Origin of the sequence: Rivularia sp. PCC 7116, assembly GCF_000316665.1 — a bacterium.
Taxonomy (GTDB): Bacteria; Cyanobacteriota; Cyanobacteriia; order Cyanobacteriales; family Nostocaceae; genus Rivularia.
Map to the genome: position 1 here is coordinate 5,956,814 of NC_019678.1, position 18,236 is coordinate 5,975,049.

At 36.8% G+C, this 18,236-nt stretch carries 14 protein-coding genes; 12 read left to right on the forward strand and 2 right to left on the reverse strand.

Translation table 11 applies throughout. From position 1 onward, the window contains the following. Nucleotides 1-57: 57 nt before the first annotated feature. On the forward strand, nucleotides 58-1,926 hold the full coding sequence (locus tag RIV7116_RS23010) for an ATP-binding protein (RefSeq protein WP_015120723.1): 1,869 nt from the start codon (nucleotides 58-60) through the stop codon (nucleotides 1,924-1,926). Between the two features lie 158 nt (nucleotides 1,927-2,084). Here RIV7116_RS23010 and RIV7116_RS23015 read toward each other — a convergent pair whose 3' ends face one another. Beyond that, on the reverse strand, nucleotides 2,085-3,062 hold the full coding sequence (locus RIV7116_RS23015) for a DUF1517 domain-containing protein (protein ID WP_015120724.1): 978 nt from the start codon (nucleotides 3,060-3,062) through the stop codon (nucleotides 2,085-2,087). An 838-nt stretch (nucleotides 3,063-3,900) separates the two neighbouring features. Between RIV7116_RS23015 and pssD the strand changes: the two genes are divergently transcribed. From pssD to RIV7116_RS23065, 10 genes are all read left to right on the forward strand, one after another. Next, the gene (gene pssD, locus RIV7116_RS23020; RefSeq protein WP_015120725.1) at nucleotides 3,901-4,347 is read left to right on the forward strand and encodes a PssD/Cps14F family polysaccharide biosynthesis glycosyltransferase; all 447 of its coding nucleotides are present in this window, start codon (nucleotides 3,901-3,903) and stop codon (nucleotides 4,345-4,347) included. Nucleotides 4,348-4,566: 219 nt separating this feature from the next. Continuing rightward, nucleotides 4,567-5,049, forward strand: a complete 483-nt coding sequence (locus RIV7116_RS23025; RefSeq protein ID WP_015120726.1) for a glycosyltransferase — start codon at nucleotides 4,567-4,569, stop codon at nucleotides 5,047-5,049. A 156-nt stretch (nucleotides 5,050-5,205) separates the two neighbouring features. After that, nucleotides 5,206-7,224: a GNVR domain-containing protein gene (locus RIV7116_RS23030; RefSeq protein ID WP_015120727.1), complete on the forward strand. Its 2,019-nt coding sequence runs from the start codon at nucleotides 5,206-5,208 to the stop codon at nucleotides 7,222-7,224. Between the two features lie 176 nt (nucleotides 7,225-7,400). Beyond that, entirely contained in the window at nucleotides 7,401-8,768 is a 1,368-nt protein-coding gene (locus RIV7116_RS23035; protein ID WP_015120728.1) for an O-antigen ligase, read from the forward strand. 180 nt (nucleotides 8,769-8,948) lie between these two features. After that, nucleotides 8,949-9,983 carry a glycosyltransferase gene (locus RIV7116_RS23040; RefSeq protein ID WP_015120729.1) on the forward strand — a complete coding sequence of 345 codons (1,035 nt, stop codon included), beginning with the start codon at nucleotides 8,949-8,951 and terminating at the stop codon, nucleotides 9,981-9,983. A 65-nt stretch (nucleotides 9,984-10,048) separates the two neighbouring features. Continuing rightward, nucleotides 10,049-11,245, forward strand: a complete 1,197-nt coding sequence (locus tag RIV7116_RS23045; RefSeq protein WP_015120730.1) for a glycosyltransferase family 4 protein — start codon at nucleotides 10,049-10,051, stop codon at nucleotides 11,243-11,245. A 271-nt stretch (nucleotides 11,246-11,516) separates the two neighbouring features. Beyond that, on the forward strand, nucleotides 11,517-12,623 hold the full coding sequence (locus RIV7116_RS23050; RefSeq protein ID WP_015120731.1) for a glycosyltransferase family 4 protein: 1,107 nt from the start codon (nucleotides 11,517-11,519) through the stop codon (nucleotides 12,621-12,623). 83 nt (nucleotides 12,624-12,706) lie between these two features. After that, nucleotides 12,707-13,915 carry a glycosyltransferase family 4 protein gene (locus RIV7116_RS23055; protein ID WP_015120732.1) on the forward strand — a complete coding sequence of 403 codons (1,209 nt, stop codon included), beginning with the start codon at nucleotides 12,707-12,709 and terminating at the stop codon, nucleotides 13,913-13,915. A gap of 115 nt (nucleotides 13,916-14,030) precedes the next feature. Beyond that, nucleotides 14,031-15,485: an oligosaccharide flippase family protein gene (locus RIV7116_RS23060; RefSeq protein ID WP_015120733.1), complete on the forward strand. Its 1,455-nt coding sequence runs from the start codon at nucleotides 14,031-14,033 to the stop codon at nucleotides 15,483-15,485. Nucleotides 15,486-15,820: 335 nt separating this feature from the next. Further along, on the forward strand, nucleotides 15,821-16,918 hold the full coding sequence (locus RIV7116_RS23065; RefSeq protein WP_015120734.1) for an acyltransferase: 1,098 nt from the start codon (nucleotides 15,821-15,823) through the stop codon (nucleotides 16,916-16,918). Between the two features lie 152 nt (nucleotides 16,919-17,070). Here the strand turns inward: RIV7116_RS23065 and RIV7116_RS23070 are convergent, their stop codons facing one another. Next, a complete protein-coding gene (locus tag RIV7116_RS23070) occupies nucleotides 17,071-17,277 on the reverse strand; it encodes a hypothetical protein (protein WP_015120735.1) in 207 nt (68 codons plus the stop codon). Between the two features lie 326 nt (nucleotides 17,278-17,603). Here RIV7116_RS23070 and RIV7116_RS23075 point away from each other — a divergent pair, with 326 nt between their 5' ends. Continuing rightward, complete coding sequence (locus tag RIV7116_RS23075) at nucleotides 17,604-18,167, forward strand: calcium-binding protein (RefSeq protein ID WP_015120736.1); 564 nt, start codon at nucleotides 17,604-17,606, stop codon at nucleotides 18,165-18,167. The last annotated feature ends 69 nt before the right edge of the window (nucleotides 18,168-18,236 follow it).

Genomic DNA, 18,236 nt, shown 5'->3' on the forward strand with positions numbered 1-18,236 from the left:
TTTAATTATCTAACTCCATGGGGAACAATATAACTAGAAAGTTATATACAAGCATCTATGACTAAATGCCCGGAAAATAAAGATAAAAGTTCATCCCTACCTATTTCTTGGTTCCACAGACTGAGTATTGCACGAAAAATCGGTTTTGGTTATGCGATCGCTATTGGGGTTGGTGTATTAGGTACTGTTACCGGAACTTTTATTGGTGATTATTTTCAATATCAGGCAGGGAAAGTAGAACGGCTAGTTGATGAGGAAGTAGAATTATTTAATGAATTAAAATCTGCTGTTTTACAAGCTCGTATTCATCAACAACAATTTATTTATTTATTAGAAAAACCTCAAGAGTTGCAGAAAGAATTCGTTAATTTTATTGAAGACGAATCGGATGCGAAAGAAGGCTGGGAGGAACTTGAGTCTTTTAACGATCAAATAGCTGAAAACAAAGTATTAGACTATACACAAGTAGTCTCTTTTTTGCAAACCTATGATGGCGTGCAAGAAGAATATTTTGAAGAGGTTGATAAATTAATTGCACAAATAGATGCGCCGAATCTAAAATCACCGTCACAAATCCAAACTGCTCGAAAATTATTGTTAGATTTTACTAATAGTTCTGTCGCGCTAAAATTTGATGCTATTTCACATGAATTAAATGAATTAGCAGAAGCTGCCGAAGAAGAAGATGAGCGGGCTGATGCAGCTTTAGCACAAGCGCAGGAAACCCGCCGTTTTATAGTTTTAAGTACAAATTCTATATCTATTTTATTGGCAATTTTATTGGCATATTATACGACCAAAACCATTACTCTTCCTATCATTAAGCTCACAGATATTGCAGAAGAAACGACTCGGAACTCAAATTTTGATTTACAAGCACCTGTAACTACAAGAGATGAAATTGGTATATTAGCAATCTCACTCAATCAGTTAATTATACGAGTTAAAAATTTATTAAAAGAGCAAGCCGAGGGTAAAGAAAAATTAGAACTTTATAATTTGACTTTAGAGAGAAAGGTTAAACAAAGAACTGAAAAATTAGCGACGACTCTCAAAGAACTGCAATATACTCAAGCTCAATTAATACAACAAGAAAAAATGTCCAGTTTGGGACAGTTGGTAGCAGGTATCGCTCACGAAATTAATAATCCAGCTAATTTTATTCATGGCAATCTCGAATATACTAAAGATTATCTTCAAGATTTGCTCAATTTAGTAGAACTTTATCAATCAGAATATCCTAATCCGACAGAAATTATAGAAAAAGAAATTCAAAATATTGAGTTGGAATTCTTACAAGAAGACTTACCAAAGATTCTTGATTCCATGCAAACAGGTTCCGAACGTATTCGGGAAATTGTCAAATCGCTGCGTACTTTCTCGCGTTTGGATGAAGCAGATTATAAGAAAGTTGATATCCACGAAAGTATAGAAAGCACTTTAATGATTATCCAAAGTCGGCTAAAAGCTAACTCAGAACGTTGCGAAATCAAAGTTGTCAAAAATTACGATAAATTACCGTTGATTGAATGCTATGCAGGGCAGCTAAATCAGGTATTTTTGAATTTACTTTTTAATGCAATTGATGTAATAGAAGAAAAAATAAACAAAACTAATAATAGCCCATTTTTAGCTCCTCAAATTAGCATTTCCACAAAACTCTTGAATTTCGAGCAGATAGCTATATATATAGCCGATAACGGCTTAGGCATGACAGAAGAAATACGCGAAAAAATTTTTAACCCTTTCTTTACAACAAAACCAGTCGGCAAAGGGACTGGTTTAGGCTTAGCGGTAAGCTATCAAGTTGTAGTCGATAAACACCACGGAGAGTTGAACTGTTCTTCCACTCCGGGGGAAGGTACTGAATTTGCGATCGCGATTCCAGTTAGTCAGGAGCTAAGGAGTAAGGGAGTGAGGGAGTGAGGGAGGGAGTGAGGGAGTGAGGGAGGGAGGGAGTGAGGGAGGGAGTGAGGGAGGGAGGGAGGGAGGGAGTGAGGGAGGGAGGGAGGGAGGGAGGGAGGGAAGAAGAAAATAAAAAATCATCATCAAATTACCCCATTACCCCATTACCCCATTACCATTTAAACTAACTTCAAATCAGAATATTCGGCTAATAAATCATCGCTGGTTAAGGTGTCACCTTCGGCTTGTGGTGTCCACAATATCTCGAATGCCAGCAGTTTATCGCTTGGTATACCGCCAAATTGACTCAATGCTTGACGTAAGTCGTCGGAACTGTTGATGTTGGGAATTTCGGTTTTACCTAAAGTTGCTGCAATTAATGTCACAACTATATACTCTCCGGGACCTTGGTTAATTAAATCGGTGGGATTATCTAGTTCTCCGGTGGATGGTAAAGCGTTGTTGGATATAGCAGCTTTCAGTTGACTGTTTACGTTAGTTAATGTCTCTTCGCTAAATTTACTCCGCTCTGCTAAAGATAAACGGTTAAATTCAGATTCTGCGGAATTCAAGCGGGCTTGCTTTGTACTGCCACCTGCATATACCCAATATTCTGGATGACGCATTAAAGCTAAGCTGGCTTCTTGTAAAACCTGCGCTCTACCTTCTGAAGATTCGGTATCGGCAGTTTCGGCAAGGTGATTTAACTCGGTTTGTAGCTCGCGAGCTTGAGCTAATAAACCTACCTGTAAGCGAGTTACAGAAATTGTCGGGTTGCTGCTGTAGCCGCTGAATTCTTCTCCTCCATCGCTAGCAACTCTACGGAAGGTATTTACTAAAAAGTTCGCTAGAGCAAAGAAAATCAAGATTCCAAATAAACCCCCGAAGCCTCCACCTATACCCCAAAAGGGGAATAAGAAAGGAAAACCAAATCCACCTCTGGGATAGGGTGCATATCCACCTCCGGGAGGTGCATAAGTACGAGGAGATGAGTAAGGACGACTTGAAGGCATTCTGAAAGAACCGCCTCCAATTCTTCCCCCACTACGAGCGGCTAATGCTCCTGGTGCTTGGCTAAATACCAATGTAAACACTAGGAACACAACTAAGAGAGGTTTTAAAAGCGGCTTGATGGCACTTTGTAATTTTTTACGCATGATACGAACTGTGGAAAAACAATAATATTTACTATTGATGCCAATATTCTTAAAATACTTAAAAGATGTTTTCTGGTATTTTGCAAGAGGTCTTTTTATTATCTGTTAGCAGGTAATTGGCTCTTTTACTTCTAGCTTTCGTTTTTTTTTACTTTCTTCACTGGCTACATATTCAATTTATCGTTTCTCTCTATGCTTAGACAGTAACCTTTGGAGGGAAATCCACTGTAGATAACCGTACCCTTAGACGCACAAATCTACTATCCTTAGCTCGGTGCAATATTTATTTTTATTTAAGTATTAATCATTACATGATATCTATTATTTAGATAGCAGTCGAAAATTATACATTATAGAATTTATGCTGGCTTAATTATAGATATTTGTATAATATAGAACAGTAAAACTGACAAATATATTAATGCATCAATATAAGTCACAAACTTGAAGATTTAATGAAGCAATCTTAATTAAATGTTAATTAGATGAGTTTTGAGTAAAGATTTGCTTTTAAATTATGTTAAGAATGCTTAATTGTATTATGGGCAACAACTGTTTTAATATTGATTGGAGCAGTTGATGCGATCGCGATAGTTTTATGTGAGGAGTATTACTTATATAGTTAAGTATTTATTTTGTATAAATAAAAAATATTTCCAGTCAATCATGCTTAGATTTATCCCTAGGCAGTCAGCGGTTGTCGGGTGATTTTACTATATTGCCTTTGTAGATGGTATAACTTACCCATATAAATCTACTTAGGTCTTGATTCAAGCTTGGGATTGCCAGCTCGTTATGGCGAAGGCATTATTCTCCATTATCAGAAGGGTGAAATTAAATGAAGTTGCTATTAGTGTGTACTTCCGGAGGTCATTTTTCGACTATGAGGAGACTAGAGTCTTTTTGGTCGAATCACGAACGTGTATGGGTGACAGACTGGAAGAAAGATACAAAATTATTGGAGCACAAAGAGACAGTCCATTGGTTACCTTATCAGCCTCCTAGAGATATTTGGGCGTTTTTAGGCAATATTCCTCGGGTGTTTAAAACTGTTTATTTAGAGCAACCGGATATAGTTATTTCGACAGGGGCTAGCATTGCCGTTGGCTTTGCTTTTGCAGCGAAATTATTTGGTAAGCGGTTTGTCTATGTGGAAAGTATTTCCCGCTCGGAGGAATTGAGTTTATCTGGAAAACTAGTTTATAAATTAAGCGATGAATTTTACGTACAGTGGCCTAATTTATGTCGGAAATATCCTAAAGCTATTTTTAGGGGGTATGCTTAGTAGTTTGCTAAACGAAAGTTGCTGGGTGAGGGAAGGGAGGGGGAGATTAGGAAGAGGGGGTAGAATAAGTGTTTCTTTTTTTCATATACCTATCATCTTTTATAGGACAGACTACTAATATTTAATTTATTGTGATGGATTTACTGTGAATAAAAAATTATTCTCCCCCCTCCTTAACCTCACCAGTCAATTTTGAGTTGAATACCAAAGGCTTTGTAAATGATTACCGTAACTTTAGGGACAATTCCCTTCGCTTTCAATAGAGCTATCGATTGGCTGGAGAGACTTTTGAGTGCGGGTGTGATTTCGGAGAGTGTTTTTGTGCAGCATGGAACTACTGATGTCTCGATTCTGGCAAAATACTCTTTCGTCACCACTACACCAATTGTTGAAACAAGCTTTTTGATGAAAACAATCGGGGAGTCTCGATTGATTGTATCTCATGCGGGTCAGGGTTTAACGCGGGGTTTGGCTGCCCAGGGAGCTTGTTTTATATTGGTTCCGCGCCTATCTCGTTACAACGAGCATATCGACGATCATCAATTGTGGTTTGCTCGGGGAGTAGAAAAGTTGGGGATAACTCACTGTACTAGTTTGGATAATTTTGAACAAGCTGTTAAATGTCCTCCGCCTAGTTTTAAAGGGCAGATATTTGATGAGCCAAGGTTAGCCGAACATCTAATGCAGATATATCCGAGATAAGCGGGGGTGCAGGAAAAGTTTGATTAAAAAAATTGCTCTAAAGAGAACGCAAACAAAAAAGGAGACAAAATGAAATAATCTCGGTACAAACGATATGACTCATAGATACATAGGTTGTAATTTAACTTGATTTTGAAATTAGGATAGAGAGTTGATATGAGTAGAATTGCCACAATTGCAATACGACATTGGAAGTTGCTCTTGGCTTGGAATATTTTGTTAATTGGGATTACTGCCATCAATATCAAATTGACACCTCGGGTTTGGGAGGGTAAAGCACAGTTAATATTACCGAATGTTACCAATCAGAGCGATGCAGATTTAGGTAAATTGGGTAATGTTCGGGATGAGGGAATTGTTTTTTCTCAGCAGCTTAACCCTTTAAATATTCTGTCATCTATTGCTACAAGCGACCATGTTGTTGAGGAAGTATGGCAAAACGATCCGGAGAAAAGCGAATATTCTCGGTTAAGTCAATTTAAGAAGCTGTTTGAAGTAACTCCGGAAAAAGAATCTACGGTTATATCCTTGGAAGTTCAAGGTTCTAGTCCGGAATTAGCCAAAAATAGAGCTGCTGCTTTAATTGCTGCTTTTAGCAATCGCCTGCAAGAATTGCGACTTGATGAAGCAAAACAGCGATCGCAGTTTATGCAGGGGGAAGTAAAGCTGGCTAATACGAAGTTGTTGAAAGCACAAAAAGCTTTAAGTGAATTCAAGCAAAAAACTAATTTAGTTAGTTCCGAGGAGCAGACGCAACAGATTGTTTCAGCTATCAATACTTTGAATACTCAACAAGCTCAAGCTATAGCGGAAGCGGAATCTGCGGCGGCAAGGGTGAGGATGTTATCGAATCGTATCGCTTTGAGTCCTGCTGCTGCGGTAAATTCTGTACGACTCAAAGAATACAAGGAATTCCAGTTGATTAGGGATAAGTTAAGTCAAATTGAAGTTGCATTAATAGAAGCTCAAGGTAAATTAACCAGCAACCATCCGGAAGTACAAAATTTACTGTACCAGCGCTCGGTTTTACGCCAACAACTCAACCAGTTTATTGCTGCTTCTAGAGCCAATGCAGGAGGAGTTAATCCGGCAATCGGGGAAAATACTGCTAGTTTAGCCGAGCAAGTTATTTTAGCCGAAAGTCAGGTTATAGGGATGCAGAAAAAAGCCGAAAAATTGCAACCCCAGATTGATAAATTAAGTGCCAGTTTAAATTCTTTACCCCAAAAGCAAGCTAAATTATTGGAATTACAGCGACAATACGATATTGCTGAAGGAGTTTATAACGGGGTAGTGGCGCAGATAGAACAAGCCAAACTCGGGGCTTTCAGCGCTTATCCCAGCGTGCAAGTGTTGGATAAGCCTATGGTGGATAATAAACCATCGGGACCTAAATTAAAATTGATGTTGCTCGGAGCATTGCTAGCTTCTGGTTTTGGTAGTGCTGCGATAATCTTGTTTATGGAGAATCGCAACCCCTTACTTAGCCCTAAAGATATTCAACAAGCTAACATTCCGGTACTTGCAAGTATTCCCTATGTTAGACATATCAATGCAAAAGCCGATAGGAAACTAGGAGGAGAAATCGAGTTTCAGCGCTTGGCTTCGGCAGTTAGCTTAATGCAGTTAAACTCTGGAAGGTTGATGATTGCTAGTGCTAACACCGAAGAAGGTAAAACTACAACTACTATCGGTTTGGCGAATGCGCTGCTGGTATTGGGTTTTAAAGTATTGCTAGTTGACGGAGATTTTCGTCGAGGGGAGCTTTCGGAATCTTTGGGTTATCAGCCACAAGCAAAATCGCGATTTGTGCATAATCAAGTTCGTTTCAATTTAGATTTATTATCGGTTAATATTGCCGAAGATAAAATTTCTGAGTTTGTTGCTCGCGGTGAATTTGAGCAATATTTGAATTTGATTCAAGCTCAGGGAAATTACGATTACGTTTTAGTTGATAGCTCTCCAGTTGCTTTGACACCAGAAGCAGCACTACTAGCAAGAATAATATCAAAAGTTGTGTTTGTAGTTCGTTCTACAAGCAGCCATCGCAACTATTTTTACGACAGCGTCGAACAATTAACTCGCCATCAAGCGGAAATTTGTGGGTTGGTAGTTAACGGTGTGGAAAATAGAGCGCAAGGTTATATTTACGGACAAAATACAGCCAAAGTTTAGGATTTTTAGCATAAGTGAAAAGGTAATACCAATTCTGTATGAGGTTGCGCTCAATCGCTCTCACTCTATAAGAGTGGAGCTACTGATGCAAAGCCTACCTGCGTAGGCTAAATTCGGCGCATCTTTATAAAGAAATGATATAAGCAATTTAAGTAATGCAATTAATTTGTTAATTCATGAATCAGCGATTGGGGTTGAAATCGGATTTTGTAAAGCCACCGCTATGTAATAGTTTATTTTCCGGTATTTGGATTAGATGGAACAATCTGACTGTTGCTGAAAAGGTTGTTTGTGCAAATCTCAGTTTAATTGCAGCTTGGTGGGTGATTGGCATCTATCGATTTATGGCTGCATTTATATGTTTGGGCATTGTTGGTTACGAATTACTTAATTTTGGCAGAGTACGTTTAAAAAAACCTAGTTTGAACGTTATTGCTTTATTTGTATTTTCTAGCTATAGATTAATTGGTTCGATATTTTTTGAATTAAGTACGGGTAGAAAATTTAATATCACAGAAGATGTACGCTACATATTATTTTGGTACGGTTTAATTGCGCTACTTTGGTACGTTCAAAGTCACGACATTAGAGTGCGTTTGGAAGTAGTAGCTTGGGCTTTTAGTTTGGTGACAATCCAAATGCTGTTATTTTGGGTAGTTGGAGAAATAGTTTTTGGAGGTAGAGACTATATATATCCCCGGACAATTTTTTCACTCTTAGCTAAAAATGCTGAAGGAGATTACGAGCATGGAGCGGGGTTATCTAATTATTTAATGCCTTATTTGCCTTACCATAAAAGTGTTTTTGGTTTAAAGCGTTGGAGTTTTTTCTTTATTATTCCGGAAATTTTTGCTTTAGTAGTAGCTTACATTAATTTGATTTCTCTGGATCTCAAAAATCGTTTTTGGTCAATCTGTTTGTTTATAGTTAGTTTTGGTTTGGTGCTGGTAAGTGGAACTCGTTCTGTATGGCTATTATTACCAGCTATTTTAATTTTACGTTACATATTTATTTATGGTAAAAATAGCGGATATGCATTAATTTTAGCGTTACTAGCAATCATCAGCTTTACTACATTATCTTTTCCAAACGTTACAGATACGATTGTAGAAGTATATAACTCGCAGGTAGAAACAGTTGGAGAAGTACGCGCTGACTCTACAGAAGTTCGCGGCAAAATATATGAAGAAACTGCTTCAGCGATTCTAGATAAACCGATATTTGGTCATTGGGTTCCTGGCTCTACAGTTTTACCGGGTTTTGAATTAGGGCGTGTAGGAACTCACAGTTTTATTTTAGGTACTTTGCTTTACCATGTTGGTATTGTGGGAATTTTATTATTTAGTCTATTTTGGCTATCTTTTCTGAGTTGGCTTTATAAAACTAGAAAAGGTAGACCTTTATCTGTATTTTTATTAATAGTTTTATATACTTTATTATCTACAGTTATGGAGTATGGAGAGCTATTAGCATGTATGTTAATTTTGTTGGCTGCTATTGTTGGCGATAAGGGTAATATTAAGCAGAAGTATAATTGTTTTTAATTGATGGCTTTTCATACTTTTTTGTAAAATTCCTTGTTCCTTGTCTCCGGCAAGGAATACAGTATTGGAGGCTCTGCCTCTAGTCTAAGTGAGAGGCAGAGCCTCTTGTAAAGGCATTCCAAGGCAGAGCCTTGGAACGAGGTAAATATTACCAATTACCAATTACCAAATTCCATAGACATGATAAAAAAACCTTTAGTTAGCGTAATTATTGGTAACTATAATTACGGTAGGTTTATTGCTGAAGCGATTGATAGCGTTTTAAGTCAAACTTACAAAAATTTTGAGTTAATAGTTGTAGATGATGGTTCAACTGATAATTCACGAGAGATTATAGAAAGTTATGGAGATAAATTAATTGCGATATTTCAAGAAAATGGGGGACAAGGTGTTGCTTTTAATAGCGGGTTTGCTGTTGCTAAAGGTGAAATTATTTGTTTTTTAGATGCTGATGATTATTACTATCCAGAAAAAATCGCAAAAGTTGTTGCAGCCTTTGATAAAAATCCTAGTTTGGTACAAATTTCTCACTGTCGTACTTCGGTTGATGCTGATGGAAAAATTATTGGACGAGATCCAACTTTTTTCAATCAAGGGGATGTCACTCATCTATTACTAAAATGGGGTAGATATGCTTGGGCTGTGACTTCAGCTTTAGCCTATAAACGTTGGGTTTTAGAAAAAGTTTTACCTTTTCCTCAACGCCCTCGTGGTGGTGATACTTATTTAACTGCTACGGTGCCTTTTTATGGAAATGTTGGATATATCAAAGAACCTTTGATGTTTTATCGCCATCATGGTAACAATATGAATGCAGGAACTAATAATTTACAGCATTTAATTGAACAAAGGGAAGATACAGCAAAATGTATCAATGAAACTGCTAGCAAGTTGGGATTAATAGAGCGTTTTGATATTCAGCATGATGCCGACTATCGTAGTTTGAAAGTAATGGTTCGGAAATCTGTTTCTCCGAAAGAAGCTATTAAGATATTTTGGATAACTTTGTTTGAAAGTATTTCTCTAGGACATAGTATAAAAGATACTATTGAAAGATTTGTGAGGAGGGGTATGTGTAGTTTATTTCCTAATGAAGCGAAAATATATTTACGTTTAAAGCTGCGGCGTTATCTTCGTTTTAAATTAATGAGATTAAATCCCTTGGCATCGAAATTATATGTTGTTGACAGCCTCGGGGCACAGAGGAAAACGTAAAGGAGCGCAGAGCTTTTTGAAATAATATTTGTATGATTTCGGTGTAATTTCTATTAAGTAAATTTATGATTATTTCAAAGCATAAAAGTAAGTTTTTGAATAAAAAAGAATGTTTAACAAAAAAACTTTTGGTTATACCGGGATACTGCAACGTTTTAGGAGGTACTACTGTTAGTTTATTAATGTTGGCTAAAGGATTTGCGCTTTGCGGATTGTTAGAAAACTTGTGCGTTGTCATGCACAAAGATTCTTTTATGGAGAAATATTTTCGGGATGCGGGTTTAGATAATTGTATAAAATTAATTGCTGCTGCTAATCCGAATAAATTTTTACAGAAAGCATTGCAATGGGTAGGGAAACAGCCGCAGGAATTTCCTTTACTGTTAGATAATTGTGTCTGGCGAAATTATTTACCTATATTAACTTTGGCTGCTCCTTCTATTCGTTTAAGTCGCCGCAAACTTTATCATTTTTGTCACGATTTAGCTCTTTCGTACAATCATATAGGTTATATTGCCAGAAAAATTGCTTTTGCAAGTCTTTATCCCGGTGCTATTTGCAATTCACAATTTACCGCAGAACATATTCGTGGTTTAATGCCAGATATCAGAGGAATTCTGTATCAACCGGTAGATTTTGAGAAATTCAACGCTGATTCTAATACCACTATTCCCGATAATTTACAGCCTATTATAGATTCCGGAGCGCGAATAATCCTTACTCCTTCACGGATAAATAAACCAAAAATTGTCAACGATAAAAATCTGAGAGCATTAATTCCGGTACTAGCAAATTTAAAAGCAATGGGTGAAAATTATCAAGCAGTAATAATCGGAGAAGATAAATCTCCTGAAATGATTTACAGTCGCGATTTACGAGAAAGTGCAATGGATGCAGGAGTTGAAGACTGTTTCACAATTTTACCTCCCGTCTTGAATATCGAAGATTATTACAGACATGCAGATATAGTTGTCACTCTCGCACCTAGAGAGCCTTTTGGGCGCACGGTTGTAGAAGCAATCGCTTGTGGCGTGCCGGTGGTTGGTAGCAATACTGGTGGCATTAATGAAATTTTACAGAATTTTGCTCCTAGTTGGACTGTTAATCCTGACGATTCAGTTGCAGTTGCCAAAACTATTATTAATGTTGCTAAAAATTCGCTGACTAAAGAAATTTTATTCGAGGGCAAAAATTGGGTTAAAAATCAGTGTAGTTTGGAAAACTATGCTCAAAGTATGATGCAACTTACAGGTTTAGTTTAGTTTAATTTTATTTTTTGATTTTTTATTTGTATAGAAGAAGCGGGCAAGATACCCGCAAGCACATCAGCTAATCCTCTATCTTCCTCTTCCTCTGCGTACTCTGCGGTTTAATTATCTAAAATTATCCAAATATTACAGGAATGGGCGCAATTTTCACTGCGGTGCTGTTGGTGCGTGACACTAGCAAGCAATTATACTACGTTCAAAGTTATTCAAAGTGTCACAGCACCCTACAGCCATCATTCCTATATAAAAAGAATTAATTATTAATATGAATAAAGTAATTTTTTTCAGCGGTGCAAAACCTCCGCAAACAGGGGGAGAATTTTATAACTATCAACTCTCTCAATATTTAGAAACAATTGACTGGAAGCATGAATATGTGAGTTTACATCAGAAAAAGCATTATATTAGACTTAGCAAAATTCCAATTTTTGGTAATTTATTAGTTTCTGTTATTTTTGCATTTATTTTGTTTAAATATAGAGGATATTTAGTAGAAGACCATTATTTTAGTAAATATCTATGGTTGACGAATTTTATTCGCCGATTTTTTTGTAAAGATAAAATTATCGTTATAGTTCATCTTTTTTATGGCTACGATAGCAGCGATAGATTCGTAATCAGAAAAGTTCTCAATGGCATGATAGAAAAAATTAGATTATCTCTAGCTGATTTAATTATCACTAGCAGCGAATATTCTAAAAATGAAATAGTTTCTGTGGGAATTAATCCCGATTTGATTCATGTTCTATCGCCAGGGCTTGATAGAGATAAATTTAATCTTTCATTCAATCTTCCATCGTCGTCTCATGAATTAAATCATAGAAATAGCAAAAAGATTTTATGTGTAGGCAACTATGTTCCTAGAAAAGGCATTATTTACTTGATAAAAGCTTTATCTCAGATACAATACAAAGAATTCACTCTCGATTTAGTCGGAAATCGCAAAGATAATTCCAGGTACTATAATCTATTAGCTAATGCTGTAGAAAAACTAAAATTAACAGAATGCGTTGTGTTTCATGATGGTTCCGATCAAGAAAACCTCAAAAAATTGTATGCTTCTGCCGATATTTTTGTTCTACCTTCTTTAAAAGAAACTTTTGGCATTGTTTTCCTAGAGGCTATGCACTATGGATTACCTATAATTACAACTAATGTTTCCGCAATGCCAGAATTAGTAGAGCAAGGTAAAAATGGTATTTTAGTCCCACCTGCCGATTCTCAAGCTTTAGCACAAGCTATTAAAACATTAATTGAACAACCAAATTTAATTCAACAAATGGGAGAAGCCGGACGAAAAAAAGTTGCAGATTCTTATTATTGGGAGCATACTTGTTCTAGGTTTGTATCTATTATTGAGAAGATGAATTAATCGGCGACGATTTATTTGTAGTAGGAATAATCAAACCGTAGAGAGCGCAGAGGAAGAAGTAAAGAGGGAATAGAAATTATCACATGCAAAATCTATCATTGATTAACTCTGTAGTTAAAGAAGAAACTTATTCACCAGATATTTTGGTTGTTTCCCGGACTTTTTTACCGAAAGAAGGTGGAATTGAAGAGTATGTATATAACCGCTGCCTGCAAAATCCTCGAAGAGTAATTATGTTAGCTGCGGCTTTTTCTGGTTATGAAAATTTCGATAAAAATCAACTATTCCCCGTGCATCGTTGGCATTTACCGAAAATACCCCGCTTATTTGGTTTGGGAGCAATAATTAAACAAATTCTCAATATGTTTTGGTCATTTGTTTTAGCTACAAAACTATACTTCCGCTATCGGTATAGTTATATTGAATGGGGGCATGGTTACGATTTTCCTTCGATTTTACTTTTAAGTTATATATTACCTATTAAGTTTTTTATCTACGTACATGGCAATGATATTCTTTGCCCTTTACGCAATCCTTTATTAAAAAAATTATTTGAATTAACTTTGCAGCGTAGCGCCGGTATTGTTTGCAATAGTTCTTTTACACAAAATTATCTCAAGGAGAAATTCAGTTTTGATACTTCTACTTATATTATTAATCCTATAATTAGAACGGAAAAATTCGGCGATCGCGCAAAAAATCAGCAGTATATTAAAAAGTCGCGGTTAAAAATTCGTGAGAAGTACAATATCCCCGAAGATGCCATAGTTATTCTTTCCGTGGGAAGATTGGTAAAACGCAAAGGTTTTGGATTAGTAATTGATAATTTGCATCATCTTTTAAATCAAGGCTTAGATGTGCGCTATATCATTTGTGGCAGAGGCGAAATGCAGCCTCAGCTCGAACAAAAAGTTTCTCAATTACAGCTTACAGAAAAAGTCGATTTTGCCGGATTCGTAGCCGATGCAAATTTAGCCGAATATTATGCAGCTAGCGACATCTTCGCCATGCCGACATTTTATGATGCTCAAAGTGCCAGTATAGAAGGATTTGGCATAGTCTACGCCGAAGCTGGTTATTTTGGTAAACCAGTAATTGCTTCTCGTATCGGTGGTGTGGAAGATGCAGTACATCACGAAGAAAACGGTTTATTAGTAAATCCCGATTCTCCAGAAGAAATTTCCCAAGCACTCACTCGCTTGTGTAAAGACAAGGAGTTACGGGAAAAATTAGGAAGCAAAGGAATAGAGTTAGCCAACCGCAAAACTCCTCACTCTATTCTTTACAGTTAACAGTGAGCAGTGAGCAGTTGTTCACCCGGAGGGTGTGGATCATCAGTTACCAATTACCAATGCCCAATCCCCAATCCCCAATCCCAACCTTCTTCCCTCTTCCTTCGTTTAATACATGACGCAAATTAGTACAAAAAAAATAGCTGCAAGCGGTTTGTGGTTAACTGCAAGTTTTGGTTTTACGAAAGTTTCGCAACTGATTTCTCAGATATTTCTGGCTCGTCTGCTGTCACCGTCAGACTTTGGTGTCTGGGGTATGGTGTTGATTGTTACGACGCTTGCTTCGCTGTTTAAAGATGCTGCGATCGCAACGGTATTAGTGCAGCGGGGTTTGGAGGATCAAAAACTAGTAAATGCTGTCTATAGCTTGGGTGTAAATATCTCTATTGGCATGTTTGTAATTCAAGCTTTAGCAGGTTATCCGCTAGCTGTTTTTTTTAAAGAGCCTTTAGTTTTTCCGCTAACTTTGGCTGTAGCCTGTATATTTATTGTCTCTGCTGGCGCGGGTTCTCACGGTGCCGTACTGCAACGAGAAATGAAATTCCGCGAGTTAGCAATCGCAGATAGCTGTGCGGGGTTTGCGCGTTTTGCTGGTGCGGTGGTTTGTGCGTTTCTTGGGGGTGGAATATGGAGTTTTGCAGTTGCGGAAATTGCAATGTCAGCAGTTGATGCTTTATTGAAGCGAAAATTTAGTAGATATCGTTTTCAATATTATTTCAAACCAGATTCCCAAGCAATTCGCGAAGTACGCACTTATATTAGTAGCTTGGTGGGGATTAATTTAGCCGTTTATGTAAATACGAATGCCGATAATTTGATTATTGGTAGGTTAATTGGTGCAAAATCTTTGGGATACTACAATCTTGCTTATCAGCTAGCTATGTTACCAACATTTGCGCTGTCGCAGATTAACCGCATGAATTTGTCGGTAATGTCTCAACGAGATAACCAAGCCAGAAAAATTTATCTTTGTCAGATGTTGGAAATTTATGCTGTATTTTACGCCGGTATCTATGGTGTAGGTTTTGTAATTGCACCGTGGATTATTCCCTTAGTGTATGGCGAGCAATGGACATCGGCAGTAAGCATCTTTGAAATTGTCTTGATTTTTGCTTATGCCAGAGGTTTTATGTCTATTCTCGGTACAGCTTTGAATGCTATAGATAAACCTTGGATTAACGCTGCCATTAATTGGATTCTGGTACCGCTATCAATTCCAGCTTTCTTTGTGGGAGCTAGTTTGGCAGGAGTCGCAGGAGTTGCGATCGCTGTTGCTATAGTTATGGGTATTGCAGCAAGTATTTGGTTTTGGTTGGCGGTTAGCCATGCAGCAAAATGGAATATTATCGACTTGCTCAAACCTGTAATGCTACCAACTTTTACTATTACGGTAGCGCTTATAACTGTTATTTATTTGCCTTTATCTACATTTTTACACAATATTTTTCAACCACTTTTACTGATTGCTATTTATATTGCTGGATTATCAATTTTTTCTTGGGGTAGAATTCCGCGATTATTAATTCATGTAGTCAGAATATCCTTGAATAGTAGCTCTGAAAAATCATAATAAGTTATCGGTTAACAATTAGCAAAATTTACCAGTCATACAATAAGTTTATAGAAAGTCTTTCTTCATTGAAATCAATTTGGTCATCTATCTAAGAGGATGTTTTGAAAAGTATAGTTTTTAGCCCAACTATCAGATTATCCCCCTTCAACCCCTTTTTTAAGGGGGATTTAGGGGGAAGTCAATATTTACAAGTTTTATTTATGACGCATCCTTACATCCTCTAATAAAATATTGAATAGCATATATTTCAGCCATCAATCAATGGCTTAATTTTATATGCAATTTATATGCCATATTAGATAAAAATTATCTCTATTAACTTATATTAAAATATGCAGCAACAAACAAAAAATACATTGTCTTCTCAAACCTCAGAAAGAATATTTTTTCTGGAGCTATTAAAAGCAATCAGTATAATTGCCGTAGTTTCTTTTCATGCTATATTTATTCCTCGTTCTACTTTTCTTAATAGTAGTGAAACTTTAGAAACTTTATTTGCGCCGTTGAGGTTCTGCGTTCCCGTTCTTCTGACTGTTTCCTTAGTGCTGTTTGAAAGGCAAATTTCTGACTCTCCCGCAGATTCAGAAAAACCTTTATTTAAAAAACGTTTGCATCGTTTAGGAATACCGATTTTATTTTGGTTTAGCATCGCAACAGCATTAAAACTAATTAACGGAAATTCGATTTTAGAAGTTATTGCGGCAATCTTCCAAGGGGAAATATTTACAGGTGCCTATTACTTTATAGTTCTCATACAGGTATTATGGAATTTTGTATTAATGAGAGAATGGCTGTATAAACAGCAACAAAACATTTTCAATTTAATTATTATTCAAGCTATATTATTACTATTTGTTTACGCTACAATTGGCGGTTTTTTTGTAAATCCAGTATTACAGCTTTTATTATTTTTAGAGCGCCCATTTATTATTTACTGGCTTGGCTACATCGCTTTAGGGGTATATATTTATCAAAACTTTGATTGGATAGAAAGAACATCTTATTCTTTAACTAAAACTCATAAAATATTAATTTTATGCTTTACCGCTGCAACAATGATGGCTGAATATCAAGTATTAAGTTCGATGGTGACAGGCACTTTACGTCCCTTCGATTATGCAGCATTTTCCTGTATTTTGAGCGTACCGATGATGTTTATATGTTTTGCATCAGTTAACGAAAATAGTTTACCAATACCAGTTGTTAAAATTGTCAAAATCTTATCAAAATACAGTTTGGGAATTTTTTGTATAAATGGTATTTTAGCGCAAATATTTCTATCTATTGGTACGCAATTATTCAGCGAAACAAGTTTCAATCTTATACAAATGATTTTAATCAAAATTATCAGTTGGATAGTATTGTTTGTAATGTCATTACTGCTATCAATATTTCTAGAAAGATTGGGTTTGAAAAAAATTGTTTGTTAATAATAACCAGAGTGCAAGTTAACCCATATCTTGCAGCAGTGTCAGAAACTGGGCTTCGTCAGTACAGTTTTTTATGTCATTAGGCTTCAAAGCGCTACCTCACCCCGCCCTACGGGCACCCCTCTCCCTTTATAAGGAGAGGGGTAAACTTTTTAAGTCAATGTCTCGGAAAGTTCTTCTAAGTGAAAAGCAAGATTTTTGAGTGACATTTCAATCTCTCCACTGTAAGAAAGCTTTCTCCACATGCGAGTTGTGGCATTATCCAGCGCAGTTGTATCCAAGTATTGAGCAAAAATTGCTAGCCTCTGTGAATCTGTTTGTGCTGAAGCCAAACTATCTAAAAAATCTTGAGGTGTCATGAGTTACAACTCCATTGGTGTTCGCTTTTCTAGCCCTTATATTTCTGCCACACCTGGATTTTTATTTCTGATATCAGTTTACCCAGATTTAAATATGATTACTGCTATCTTTCTACAATCCTTGAGAATTAATGATTTGAACTACTACTATTCGATTTCATTAATTTTAAAGGGTTTCTTTTCTCCCCCTGCTTCCCCCTCCCTAATCCTTTTTCTCACCTTAGTTTAATTTTCACCTCATCTAACTCTAATTTTTCTTTCGATGCCATTAATTACAGTCAAGGAGCATTAGAAAACATACTAAGTTCAATAGGAGATACGAGAAAATGGCACCTACTTTAGAAGCAGGCAGCACAGTTCCACTATTTATTACTGATTTTGCAGGTGCAATGTTTTTTGATGAGCCTCAAGAGGGTGGAGGTATATTTGCTGTAGGAAAAGAAGGGCAAACCAACATTCTGCTTTTCCCTGATACCAATGATGTAGCTGCTGGTGGTGATGAAGTTGATGTGATTATGGGGGGTGCTGGAAACGACAACATCATGGGTGCTGGAGGTACGGATTTTATGTTCGGTGGCTTCGGTGATGATGTTGTCAGAGGTGGAGAGGGAGACGATGTTATTGTCGGGAATCAAGGTTCCGATCTTCTTATTGGTGGTGGAGGTAGCGATGTTTTTGAATTTTTTACAGATCAGTTTGTGAGTGGTGATTTTGATGTACTTCTCGATTTTGAAAAAGGCGAAGATTCTATATTAATCGTAGGAAGTAATGATGCTGCTTATAATCCTGCAAATGGTCTACTATCTGTAGATGGTTCTGAAGTTGCTATATTAGCTGCCGGTTTAGACCTTGAGATTACCCCTGCTGCCAGTACTGTTGTACTTTCATAATTAGAGAGAGTTGGGTAAAGGGGCAAGAACTAAAAGCCCCCACCCTGGAAGAGTGGGGCTAAACAAACG